The 12,238-nt window shown below is 62.6% G+C and carries 9 protein-coding genes; 6 read left to right on the top strand and 3 right to left on the bottom strand.

Annotated elements, in window-relative coordinates:
* The first annotated feature begins 228 nt into the window (after positions 1-228).
* On the top strand, positions 229-1,812 hold the full coding sequence (gene nadB / locus IE083_RS07935; protein ID WP_189353075.1) for an L-aspartate oxidase: 1,584 nt from the start codon (positions 229-231) through the stop codon (positions 1,810-1,812).
* Between the two features lie 47 nt (positions 1,813-1,859).
* On the opposite strand, the gene IE083_RS07930 is transcribed toward nadB, so the two are convergent.
* Positions 1,860-4,163 carry a PAS domain-containing sensor histidine kinase gene (locus IE083_RS07930; protein ID WP_189353074.1) on the bottom strand — a complete coding sequence of 768 codons (2,304 nt, stop codon included), beginning with the start codon at positions 4,161-4,163 and terminating at the stop codon, positions 1,860-1,862.
* Positions 4,164-4,331: 168 nt separating this feature from the next.
* On the opposite strand from IE083_RS07930, the gene IE083_RS07925 reads away from it, so the two are divergent.
* From IE083_RS07925 to IE083_RS07905, 5 genes are all read left to right on the top strand, one after another.
* Positions 4,332-5,330: a TRAP transporter substrate-binding protein gene (locus IE083_RS07925; protein ID WP_189353073.1), complete on the top strand. Its 999-nt coding sequence runs from the start codon at positions 4,332-4,334 to the stop codon at positions 5,328-5,330.
* Between the two features lie 57 nt (positions 5,331-5,387).
* Positions 5,388-6,044, top strand: coding sequence for a TRAP transporter small permease (locus IE083_RS07920; protein ID WP_189353072.1), 657 nt, complete (start codon positions 5,388-5,390; stop codon positions 6,042-6,044).
* Positions 6,041-7,321: a TRAP transporter large permease gene (locus IE083_RS07915; protein ID WP_189353071.1), complete on the top strand. Its 1,281-nt coding sequence runs from the start codon at positions 6,041-6,043 to the stop codon at positions 7,319-7,321. Before IE083_RS07920 ends, IE083_RS07915 begins: the two co-directional genes overlap by 4 nt.
* 135 nt (positions 7,322-7,456) lie before the next feature.
* On the top strand, positions 7,457-9,733 hold the full coding sequence (locus tag IE083_RS07910) for an NADP-dependent malic enzyme (RefSeq protein WP_189353070.1): 2,277 nt from the start codon (positions 7,457-7,459) through the stop codon (positions 9,731-9,733).
* 82 nt (positions 9,734-9,815) lie between these two features.
* Positions 9,816-10,061, top strand: coding sequence for a PhaM family polyhydroxyalkanoate granule multifunctional regulatory protein (locus IE083_RS07905; RefSeq protein WP_189353069.1), 246 nt, complete (start codon positions 9,816-9,818; stop codon positions 10,059-10,061).
* A gap of 54 nt (positions 10,062-10,115) precedes the next feature.
* Here IE083_RS07905 and IE083_RS07900 read toward each other — a convergent pair whose 3' ends face one another.
* The gene (locus IE083_RS07900) at positions 10,116-10,610 is read right to left on the bottom strand and encodes a hypothetical protein (protein WP_189353068.1); all 495 of its coding nucleotides are present in this window, start codon (positions 10,608-10,610) and stop codon (positions 10,116-10,118) included.
* Positions 10,611-10,688: 78 nt separating this feature from the next.
* On the bottom strand, positions 10,689-12,071 hold the full coding sequence (locus tag IE083_RS07895; protein WP_189353067.1) for a sodium-dependent transporter: 1,383 nt from the start codon (positions 12,069-12,071) through the stop codon (positions 10,689-10,691).
* Positions 12,072-12,238 lie beyond the last annotated feature (167 nt).

The following is a 12,238-nucleotide window of genomic DNA, read 5'->3' as shown; positions in this document are numbered from 1 at the left end:
GACCACCGGCGTCAACACCCGATAGCGGAGTTTTTGGCATCACAGCGGCAAGTCGTTGATTTCAAAAACACCTCAACACTAAAGAAAAATGAAAAAGGTTGGCAGAAAAATGAAAAAGGTTGGCCGCAACGATTCTTTGGCGTGACGCAGCACGCGGCAGGCGATTCTGCTAATCTTGCTTTTTTGTTTCAGCGTGTGCTTTCACCACGGTTTCAGAGCGATTCGACAATGACAACACTGAAGTTTGATGTCCTGATTATTGGTAGCGGCCTGGCCGGCATGACCCTGGCGCTGCATCTGGCCGAGCATTACGAGGTCGGCCTGATCACCAAGCGGGATTTGCTGGAGGGTAGTTCTTCTTATGCGCAGGGCGGCATTGCCGCAGTGCTGGACACCGGTGACTCGGTCGCCAAGCATATAGATGACACGCTGATCGCCGGTGCCGGGCTATGTAATGAAGAAACCACCCGCTTCATCGTCGAGAACTCGAAAGATGCCATTGACTGGCTGGTGGACCTCGGCGTGCCTTTCACCCGGGATGCCAGCCACCAGACCGGCTTTCATCTGACCCGCGAGGGCGGCCACAGCCATCGCCGCATCATCCACGCCGCCGATGCCACCGGCGCGGCGGTAACGTCCACGCTGGGTCAGAAGATCAGGGCTCATCCGCACATCAGTGTGCTGGAAAACCATATCGCGGTCGACCTGATTACCGGCAAGAAGCTGGGGCGTGCCGAGAACCGCTGCTATGGCGCCTATGTGCTGGACAAGGAACAGGACGAGGTGGTGACCATTGCGGCCAACCATACCATTCTCGCCTCCGGCGGCGCCGGCAAGGTGTACCTGTACACCACCAACCCGGACACCGCCACCGGCGACGGCATTGCCATGGGCTGGCGCGCCGGCTGCCGGGTCGGCAATATGGAGTTCATCCAGTTCCACCCGACCTGCCTGTATCACCCGCACACCAAGTCGTTCCTGGTCTCGGAGGCGGTACGCGGCGAAGGCGGCATCCTGCGCCTGCCGGACGGCACCCGCTTCATGCCGCAGCACGACGAGCGCGCCGAGCTGGCGCCGCGCGACGTGGTGGCGCGTGCCATCGACTTCGAGATGAAGAAGCACGGCCTCGACTGCGTGTATCTGGACATTTCCTACAAGCCGGCCAGCTTCATCCAGGAGCACTTCCCCAATATCTATGCGCACTGCCTGGAGCTGGGCATCGACATCACCCAGCAGCCGATTCCGGTGGTGCCGGCGGCGCACTATACCTGCGGTGGCCTGGTCACCGATCTGGAAGGTCGCACCGATATTGACGGCCTGTACGCGGTCGGCGAGGTCGCCTGCACCGGTCTGCATGGCGCCAACCGTCTGGCCAGCAATTCGCTGCTAGAGTGCATGGTGATCGGCAAGGCGGCCGCGGCCAATATCGTGGCGTCGAAGACGGTGCCGCTGCCGGCGATTCCGGACTGGGACGACAGCCGCGTCACCGATCCGGATGAAGAGGTGGTGATCTCGCACAACTGGGACGAGCTGCGCCGTGCGATGTGGGACTACGTCGGCATCGTGCGCACCAACAAGCGGCTGGAGCGGGCGCTGCATCGCATCAACCTGCTGTCGGAAGAGATCAACGAGTACTACAGCCACTTCCACGTCACCAACGACCTGATCGAGCTGCGCAACCTGGTGCAGACCGCCGAGCTGATCGTGCGCTCTGCCCTGCTGCGCAAGGAGAGCCGCGGCCTGCACTTCAGCCGCGACTATCCGCAGACCGACGCCAGCTGCCACGATACCGTGCTGACGCCGGCAGGCTGAAGCACAAGGTTGGCCGCAGCCGTTGCGGCCAACCTTTGCGCGCCCGGCTACTGCGCGCCGTTGTGGCCGGACAGCGGCAGGGTGAACCAGAACACGCAGCCGCCGGCCAGCGTGTCGTTGACACCGAATTCGCCATGGTGGAATTCGACGATGGAGCGGCAGATATTGAGGCCGATGCCCATCCCGTCCGGCTTGGTGGAATAGAACGGCGTAAACAGGTTGTCCTTCACCTCCTGCGCCAGCCCCGGCCCGCTGTCGCTGACCTCCACCCGCCAGAAGCGCTCGCCGGCCTCGGTACGGATCGCCACCAGCGGCCGCCGCACGTCGGCCTCGCGCATCGCCTCCACCGCGTTCTTGATCAGGTTGAGCAGCACCTGCTCGATCAGCACCGGATCCATCTGCACCGTCACCGGCTTGCCGCCCGGCTCCCACAGCAGCTGAGCGCCGTACTTCTCCGCCAGCGGCAGCGCCAGCGCATGGGCGCGCGATACCGCCAGATCGGGATCGGCATTCTCCAGCTGCGGCGCGTGCTTCTTGACGAAGGCGCGGATGCTGTTGACGATCTGCCCGGCCCGGCGCGCCTGCTGCACGATGGCCTGGATCGCCTCCTGCACGCCGTGCTGCTGCTGCACCGCCTCCGGCAGCCGCCGCGACACGCCGGCGGCGTAGGTGGAAATGGCGGTCAGCGGCTGGTTCAGCTCGTGCGCGAGGCTGGACGCCATCTCGCCCATCGCGATCAGCCGCGAGGTGGTCTGGAAGCGCTCGTCCTGCGTGCGCGCCCGTTCGTCGCGCTGGCGCTGCTCGGTCACGTCGACCAGCATCGCCAGCCACGCCTCTTCCTCGTTGACCCAGCTGATCTTGCGGTACTGCAGCTGGAACCAGTGCTCGTCGTGGTCTGGCGAAAACTCCAGTGACACGCGATCCGCCGGCGCCGCGCCGGCCAGCCCCGGCAGCATCGGACAGTACAGTCCCGCCGGCTCGAACTGCGCCCACATCTCGGCGAAGGCCGGGTTGGCGTATAGCAGTTGCGAGCTGGCGCCGTCGGTCACGCACAGGCCGACGTCAAGGCCGTTGAGCACCGACAGGAAACGCTGGTGCGAATAGTTGAGCGCCAGCCGCTTTTTCTTCAGCTCGGTGATGTCGTACAGCGACGCCACCCAGCCGGTATGGCGGCCGTCGTTGCCGCGCAGCGGCGTGGCGTAGAAGCGCACCTCGAAGCGTTCACCGTCGCGATGGCAGAACGGCAGCTCGAAGCCGTGCTCCGGCAATTCGCCATTAAGCACCGCCTGCATCGCCGCCTGCAGCAACGACGCCTCGTCCTGCGGCCAGAAGGAATACGGCGGCGACTGGCCGACCAGCTCGGCCGCCTCCAGCCCGGTCAGCTCGCAAAAGGCACGGTTGACGTGCACGATCCGGCCGCGCAGGTCCAGCGCCAGCAGCCCGCTTTTCATGCTGTTCTCGATCGCCTGGCGCAGGATCATCTCGTGCTGCAGCGCCTTTTCCGCCTGCGCCCGCTCGCGCACGTGGCCGCGGATGCGCCACAGCGAATACAGCAGCGCCAGCGTCAGCAGGCCGATGAAGCTGGACAGCACCGGCAGCGCCAGCCCGACACCGGCGCGGTAGCTGACCGCGCGCAGGCTAAGGCCGTAACCGGGCGGATCGAAACTGATCTGGTGGAACAGCGTGTTTTGCGGCGGCGTCTGTTCAAACTTGCTGGCCAGCGTCCTGCCCTCCAGATCGACCACGCTGATGTGGTATTGCGAGGCGATCCACCACGGCACCTGGTGGTGCAGCAGCCCTGCCATGTCATAGACGATACGCACCCCGCTCTGGTAGCGGCCGTGCACCAGCACCGGCACCGCCAGATCGAAGCGGTATTTGCCGTCCGCAGCCCGGTACGGCACGCCGAACACCGGCCGCTTCAGGCGCTCGGCACGCCACAGGGCATCATAACTGCTGCCTCCTAGCTGCTGGCCACCATTGACGACTCCGTTGGTATCGAGCAGCACCTGGCCACGGCCGTCCACCCATTGCACTTCGGCAATCTCGCGGCTCTCGCGCCGCAACAGGTTGGCGGCGGCGACAAAACGCCGCCGCCCGGCGTCTCCACCCAGCAGGTCCGGCGTCATGCTCTCCGCCGTCTGCTGATGCCCTTCCAGATGCAGGCGCAGGCTCTGCTCCAGCCATAACAGCTCCTGCACCAGGCTGTCGCGCTGCTCGTCGACCCAGTCGCGGTAGACCACGGAATAGAGGCCGGCCAGCGCCGCCAGCAATGCGGCCAACGTTAGCGCGACACCCAGCCATAGCCGGCGGGGCGAGGATTTCAGGGGCGGGGTATCGATGATGCGCATGCTGGCGACCTGAGGCAATCACAATCAATCATCAGGGAAAACCCCAATGCGGAAGTCCCTAATGGCCAGTCCCCATTGCGGGAACTACTGTTGATCTGGTGGACAGTCCGTTTGTCCGAACACGGACGATAACACGCACAACACGACAAATAACAGGAGAGTATAGAGATGAAACTGAAATACGCAGCCCTTGTGATCGGCGCCACTTTCGGTCTTGCCGGCGCAGCCCATGCCGCCGATTTCGTGATCAAATTCAGCCACGTAGTAGCCCAGGACACCCCGAAAGGCAAGGCCGCCGAATACTTCAAAAAGCTGGCCGAACAGCGCACCAAGGGTCGCGTGCAGGTACAGGTATTCCCGAACAGCCAGCTGTACAAGGACAAGGAAGAAATGGAAGCGCTGCAGCTGGGTGCAGTGCAAATGCTGGCACCAAGCCTGGCCAAGTTCGGCCCGCTGGGCGCCAAGGAATTCGAAGTCTTCGACCTGCCGTACATCTTCGACAACTACGATGAACTGCACAAGGTGACCCAGGGCCCGATCGGCATGCAGCTGCTGGCCAAGCTCGAGAACAAGGGCATCAAGGGCCTGTCGTTCTGGGACAACGGCTTCAAGGTGATGTCCGCCAACAAGCCGATCAAGACCCCGGCCGACCTCAAGGGTCTGAAGATGCGTATCCAGTCGTCCAAGGTGATCGAGGAGCAGATGCGCAGCATGGGCGCACTGCCACAGGTGATGGCCTTCTCCGAAACCTACCAGGCGCTGCAGACCGGCGTGGTGGACGGCACCGAGAACCCGCCATCCAATATGTACACCCAGAAGATGCACGAAGTGCAGAAGCACGCCACGGTGACCAATCACGGCTACCTGGGCTACGCGGTAATCGTCAACAAGAAGTTCTGGGATGGCCTGCCAGCCGACGTGCGTGTCACGCTGGAAGGCGCCATGAAGGAAGCCACCGTTTACGCCAACAAGATCGCGCAGCAGGAAAACGAAGGCGACCTGGCCAAGATCAAGGCTTCCGGCAAGACCCAGATCTACGTCCCGACAGCCGCCGAGCGCGCTGCATTCAAGAAAGCACTGGTACCGGTCCACACCAAGATGGACGACCGTATCGGCGAAGGCCTGGTTCAGCTGATCTACAAGCAGACCGGTTACACACCACAGTAAGGCCTTGGCACAAGGGCGCCCGCTTGATGCGGGCGCTTTTCTATACGGAGAACCACCGTGCTCAAACTACTCGACTATCTGGAGGAGTGGCTGATCGCCTTCCTCATGGCTGCGGCCACCCTGATCACCTTTGCCTCCGTGCTGCACCGCTACGGCAGCGGTATCGAGGCCCTGCAGCCCGTTTTCCTTGAAATCAACATGGGCTGGGCGCAGGAGCTGACCATCTACATGTTCGTGTGGATGGCCAAGATCGGTGCCGCCTACGGCGTGCGCACCGGCATCCACGTCGGCGTTGATGTCTTGATCAACACCTTCGAGACCCCGCTGCGCAGCAAGTTCGTACTGTTCGGCCTGTTTGCCGGGGCCTTGTTCACCGGCATCATTAGCGTACTTGGCAGTCATTTCGTATGGGAAAACGGCATGGCTTATGCCACCTACACCACCCTTGGCATGGACAGCGGCGACTTCTTTGAAGGCCCGACCACCCCGGACCTGGAATGGTCAACCTGGAAAGTCTACTCCGCCATTCCCGTAGCCTCGCTCCTGATGTGTTTCCGCTTTTTGCAGGTGGCGTGGATATTCAGCAAGACCGGTGAATTGCCGCATCATGACCAAGGTCATGTCGAAGGTATCGAGGATGATGCCGTTGCGGTGACCACAGAAGGACAAGAGCAAGCTGCCAGCAACAATGCTCGCAAAGGAGGCCAACAATGACCGCCCTCATCATCTTTGGCATCCTTACCGTACTGATGCTGACCGGGATGCCGATCTCGATTTCCCTCGGCCTGACGGTACTGACCTTCCTGTTCACCATGACCGACGTGCCGGTCGAATCGGTGGCACTGAAGCTGTTCACCGGCATCGAGAAGTTCGAGATCATGGCGATCCCGTTCTTCATCCTCGCCGGCAACTTCCTCACCCACGGCGGCGTGGCCAGGCGCATGATCCACTTCGCCTCCTCCATCGTCGGCCACTGGCATGGCGGCCTGGCACTGGCCGGGGTGGTGGCCTGTGCACTGTTTGCCGCGGTGTCCGGCTCCAGCCCGGCGACGGTGGTGGCGATCGGCTCTATCCTGCTGCCGGCGATGGTGAAACAGGGCTATCCAAAGGAATTCGGTGTCGGCGTCATCGGCACCGCCGGCGGCCTCGGCATCCTGATTCCGCCGTCGATCGTGATGGTGATCTATGCGGTGTCCACCAACTCCTCGATCGGCAAGCTGTTCATGGCCGGCGTGGTACCGGGGCTGCTGTTGGCCATGCTACTGCTGGCCGTGACCTGGATCGTCGCCAAGAAAAAGAACTACCCGCGACTGCCGAAAGCCAGCTGGGGCGAGCGCATCAGCGCCTTCCGCGAAAGCTTCTGGGGCCTGTTCCTGATCATCGTGGTGATCGGCGGCATCTACTCCGGCATTTTCACCGCCACCGAGGCGGCGGCGATGTCGGCGGTGTACGCCTTTGTCGTGGCGCTGTTCGTGTACAAGGACATCGGCTGGAAGCAGGTGCCCAAGGTGCTGATCGACTCCGCCAACATGTCGGCGATGCTGCTGTACATCATCACCAACGCGGTGCTGTTCTCCTTCCTGCTGACCAGTGAAAGCATCCCGCAGAACCTGGCCGGCTGGATCAACGAGCAGGGCCTGTCGCCGTGGATGTTCCTGCTGGTGGTCAACCTGCTGCTGCTGGTCGCCGGCAACTTCATGGAGCCGTCGTCGGTGCTGCTGATCACCGCGCCCATCCTGTTCCCGGTGGCGATGTCGCTGGGCATCGACCCGATCCACCTCGGCATCGTGATGACCGTCAACATGGAGATCGGCATGATCACGCCGCCGGTGGGGCTGAACCTGTACGTGGCCTCCGGCATCGCCAAGATGGGGTTGACCGACGTCACCAAGGCCTGCGCACCGTGGATCCTGGTGATGATCGCCTATCTGATGCTGATCACCTATGTGCCCGCCGTTTCACTGTGGCTACCCAATGCACTAGGCATGTAAAGGTTGGCCGCAAAACGCGACGGGATTTTCCCGTCGCGTTTTTTGTCGGACACGGCATAGCCCGTAACCAAGGGTTGGCCCTATAATGTCAACCCTCTCCACACCCTCATGAAATAATAATCAGGAGCCAACAGAATGGACGAGCAACTGCGCCAAGCCGCACTCGATTTCCACCAGTTTCCGCAGCCGGGCAAGATCCAGGTCGCCCCTACCAAGCCGCTGGCCACCCAGCGCGACCTGGCCCTTGCCTACTCGCCAGGTGTGGCAGCACCTTGCGACGCGATCGTGGAAGACCCGCTGAACGCCTACAAGTACACCGCCCGTGGCAACCTGGTGGCCGTGGTCACCAACGGTACCGCCGTGCTGGGCCTGGGCAATATCGGCCCGCTGGCCGGCAAGCCGGTGATGGAAGGCAAAGGCGTGCTGTTCAAGAAGTTTGCCGGCGTCGACGTGTTCGACATCGAGCTTAACGAAAACGACCCGGACAAGCTGGTCGACATCATCTGCGCGATGGAGCCGACCTTCGGCGGCATCAACCTGGAAGACATCAAGGCTCCGGAGTGCTTCTACATCGAGAAGAAGTGCCGTGAGCGCATGAACATCCCGGTGTTCCACGATGACCAGCACGGCACCGCCATCGTGGCCGCCGCCGCGGTACTGAACTCGCTGCGCCTGGTGAACAAGGAAATCGGCAACGTGCGCGTGGTCGCCTCCGGCGCCGGCGCCGCCGCCATCGCCTGCCTTGAGCTCTTGGTAGCGCTGGGCGTGAAGCGCGAGAACATCACCGTCTGCGACTCCAAGGGCGTGATCTACCAGGACCGCGACGACAAGATGGACGAATCGAAGAAGCGCTTCGCCATCCCGGACAACGGCCAGCGCAAGCTGGCGGACGCCATGGTCGGCGCCGACATCTTCATGGGTCTGTCCGGCCCGAAACTGGTCACCCAGGACATGGTGAAATCCATGGCCGCCTACCCGGTGATTCTGGCCATGGCCAACCCGGAACCGGAAATCCTGCCGCCACTGGTGAAGGAAGTCCGTCCGGATGCCATCATCGGTACCGGCCGTTCCGACTTCCCGAACCAGGTCAACAACGTGCTGTGCTTCCCGTTCATCTTCCGCGGTGCGCTGGACGTGGGCGCCACCACCATCAATGAAGAGATGAAGCTGGCCACCGTGCGCGCCATCGCCGACCTGGCCATGGCCGAGCAGAACGACGTGGTCGCCACCGCCTATGGTGACCAGGAGCTGTCTTTCGGCCCGGAATACGTGATTCCGAAGCCGTTCGACCCGCGCCTGATCGTGAAGATCGCCCCGGCAGTGGCCAAGGCGGCGATGGATTCCGGCGTTGCCACCCGCCCGATCAAGGACTTCGACGCCTACATCGACCAGCTGGCGCAGTTCGTGTACAAGACCAACCTGTTCATGAAGCCGGTGTTCTCCCAGGCCAAGAAAGCACTCAAGCGCGTGGTCATGGCCGAAGGTGAAGACGAGCGCGTGCTGCACGCCACCCAGGAAATCGCGGCACAAGGCCTGGCGTTCCCGATCCTGATCGGTCGTCCGGCCGTGATCGAGAAGCGCATCAAGAAACTGGGCCTGAAGCTGGAAATCGGCAAGGATTTCGAGCTGGTCAACAACGAATCCGATCCGCGCTACGCCGAGTACTGGAAGGACTACTACCAGCTGATGAAGCGCAAGGGCGTGTCGCAGGAACAGGCACGTCGCCGCGTGATCGGCAATACCACCCTGATCGGCGCGCTGATGGTACGTCGCGGCGAGGCCGATGCGCTGATCTGCGGTACCTACGGCCCGTACCGCCAGCACTTCGACATCATCGAGAACGTGATCGGCTACGCCCGCGAGGACAAGGTAGCCGCCGCGATGAACGCCCTGATCCTGCCAAACGGCAACATCTTCATCGCCGATACCTATGTCAATGCCAATCCGGATGCCAAGCAACTGGCAGCCATTACCGAGATGGCGGCACAATCGGTACGCCGCTTCGGCATCAACCCGAAAGTGGCACTGCTGTCCAACTCCAGCTTCGGCACCTGGAACACCGAAGGTGCCTGCAAGATGCGCGATGCTCTGGATCTGATCCAGCAAGCACACCCGGGGCTGGAGGTAGACGGCGAGATGCAGGGTGACGCGGCACTGGTGGAAAGCATCCGCCAGCAGGCAATGCCGGACAGCCCGCTGAAAGGTGCGGCCAACCTGCTGGTGATGCCGAACGTGGAAGCGGCCAACATCAGCTACAACCTGCTGCGCGTATCGGCGTCCGACGGCGTGACCATCGGCCCGATCCTGATGGGCATGGCCAAGCCGGTGCACATCCTGACCCCGATCTCCTCGGTACGCCGCATCATCAACATGGTGGCGCTGGCGGCGGTGGATGTACAGGCAAATGGCTAAGCGCCGATAGTGGTTATACTGAACGGGTGAACGTCATGTTCACCCGTTTTTTTATGTTGCGGCCAACCTTGTGGAGATTACGATGAGTGCCGATTTCAACCCTGCCGATCCGTTCGCCCTGTTCCGCCAGATGATGCAAAACGCAACACCGCCGGGTGCGCAGCCCTTCCTGCCGCCGATGAGCGAAGAGGAAATCGACCGCCGCATGGCCGAGCTGCGCGTGGTGGAAAGCTGGCTCACCATGAACCTGGGTGCGCTGTCGATGCAGATCCGTACCCTGGAAATGCAAAAGGCCGCCCTCGCCGCCCTGCGCCCGAAAGGCGAATGAAAAACGTTGGCCGCAATCACTTGCGGCCAACGTTTGCCTGATGGCGTGACCGGCTCAGCCCGCCAGCGCCGCGATGTCGAAACGGCAGGGATTGAGCGGCGTTTCCCCGTGCGGAATGCGGCTGGCGCTGCGTTCGTACTGCTGCCACAGCTGGCGCCGCGCCGGGGTATCGAACATCCGCGCATGCAGCAGGTCGAGGAAGTGCAGCATGGTCTGCGCATCAACCCTGGCCTTGCCCAGCGTAGGCTCACCCAGCACACAGGACATCGCGTAGCGTACCTGCGTCACCTCCGGCCCCAGCCTGGCCGGATCGGTCTGCCGCACCGCGCGCTGCCACGCCCGCGCCAGCTGGCTGCTGGCGGCAAACGCCGCGGCATTGCCGGCAAAACGCGCGGCGATCATGTCGCCCACGTCGTCACGCAGCAGGTCGCCATTGCGATCCGGCGGAAACACGGACTCCGCCACCGGCAGGCGCTCCGGCGCCAGCAGCAACCACAACCCCAGTACGCCACCGCAGGCAGCGGCACTGATCAGCAATCGGCTGGCCATCCTCATCTCCCGTTTCCGCTCGTTCTGCCCCTGCTTGTTCTATAGCAGAGACCGCCGATACGGCAGCCCCTGCCCGACTTACAGCAGCCCCAGCCCCTTCAGCATCACCAGCAGGATCAGCAGCGGGGTCACGTACTTCAGCAGCGCGTACAGCAGCTGCACCACGACACGGTTGTGCAGCACACCCTCGTTCGACAGCGCCACCATCATCTTGTCCTTGCCCCACATCCAGGATACGAACAGGCAGATGAAGATGCCGCCTATCGGCAACAGGATGGACGACGACACGAAGTCGAACAAGTCGAAGAAGGTCATGCCCAACAGTTTGACGTCGGCCAACACACTATTGGACAGCGCGCAGCTGGCGCCGATCACGACCAGCAGCAGCAGGTTGATCAGCGTCGCCCTGGCACGGCTGATATTGAAACGCCCCACCATCACCGATACCGGTACCTCCAGCAGCGACAGCATCGCCCCGGTGGCTGCCACCGCCGACAGCACGAAGAACAGCACCATGAACAGGTGCCCCATCGGCATGCTGGCGAACACCGCCGGGATGGTGATGAACAGCAGCGACGGCCCGGCTTCCGGCTTGAAGCCGAAGGTGAACACCGCCGGGAACACCACGATACCGGCCAGCATCGACACGAACAGGTCGGCGCTCATCACCCGCACCGTGGTGGTGGGGATGTTCTGGTCGTCACGGAAATAGCTGCCGTAGGTCATCATGGTGCCCATGCCGATCGACAGCTTGAAGAACGCCAGCCCCATCGCGATCAGCGCCACTTCGGCGGTGATCTTGGCAAAATCGGGGGCGAACAAAAAGGCCAGCCCCTGCGCCGCGCCCGGCAGCATCAGGCTGCGCACGCCCAGCACCAGCAGCAGGATGAACAGCACCGGCATCAGCCGCTTGGTGACCGCCTCGATGCCCTTGGCCACGCCCAGCAACAGGATGCTGCCGATGAACAGCAGCACGCCCCACTGCCACAGCAAAGACTGCACGGGATCGGACACCAGCGCGCCGAACGCGGCCGAGGTCTGCGCCGGGTCCTTGCTCAGGATGTCGCCGCCGATGGCCTTGAACACATAGGCGAACACCCAGCCCGCCACTTCGGAATAGAACGACAGAATCAGGAACGCCGCCAGCACCCCGGAGGCGCCGATCAGCCACCAGTATTGCCCGGCCGGTGCCAGCACCCGCAAGGTGGTGACCGCGTCGGCCTTGGCTTTGCGGCCAAGCATGATCTCGGCAATCATCACCGGCAGGCCGACCAGCAGCGTGGCCAGCAGGTACACCAGCAGGAAACCGGCGCCGCCGTTGGCGCCGGTGACATAAGGAAACTTCCAGATATTGCCCAGCCCGACCGCAGAGCCGAGCGTCGCCGCCAGCACGCCGAAGCTGCTGGTAAAGGCATCCCGCGCCTGACCCGCGGGTGTCGCGGGTTGCGTAGTTTGTTTCATGGTTTGTCCCACCTTGAAATGACAACAAGCCCGCCGCCGTGGATAACGGCGCGGGCATCACACTCCACCGCAATGGAGGGTCGGGATTTTGAAGGGGGAACGAAAGACAGTAAAGAAGATTCTTAGAGCGTGTTCATGATCTCGCGAGCTAGAGCGAGACAAGGCGA

Source organism: Vogesella fluminis, assembly GCF_014652335.1.
Classification (GTDB): domain Bacteria; phylum Pseudomonadota; class Gammaproteobacteria; order Burkholderiales; family Chromobacteriaceae; genus Vogesella; species Vogesella fluminis.
Note: the sequence above shows the minus strand (reverse complement) of the source record. Positions and strands in the feature narration are given on the sequence as shown.

Coding starts and splice junctions, on each gene's coding strand:
- nadB (WP_189353075.1), top strand. CDS start 229: ATGACAACACTGAAGTTTGATGTCCTGATTATTGGTAGCGGCCTGGCC.
- IE083_RS07930 (WP_189353074.1), bottom strand. CDS start 4,163: ATGCGCATCATCGATACCCCGCCCCTGAAATCCTCGCCCCGCCGGCTA.
- IE083_RS07925 (WP_189353073.1), top strand. CDS start 4,332: ATGAAACTGAAATACGCAGCCCTTGTGATCGGCGCCACTTTCGGTCTT.
- IE083_RS07915 (WP_189353071.1), top strand. CDS start 6,041: ATGACCGCCCTCATCATCTTTGGCATCCTTACCGTACTGATGCTGACC.
- IE083_RS07910 (WP_189353070.1), top strand. CDS start 7,457: ATGGACGAGCAACTGCGCCAAGCCGCACTCGATTTCCACCAGTTTCCG.
- IE083_RS07905 (WP_189353069.1), top strand. CDS start 9,816: ATGAGTGCCGATTTCAACCCTGCCGATCCGTTCGCCCTGTTCCGCCAG.
- IE083_RS07900 (WP_189353068.1), bottom strand. CDS start 10,610: ATGGCCAGCCGATTGCTGATCAGTGCCGCTGCCTGCGGTGGCGTACTG.
- IE083_RS07895 (WP_189353067.1), bottom strand. CDS start 12,071: ATGAAACAAACTACGCAACCCGCGACACCCGCGGGTCAGGCGCGGGAT.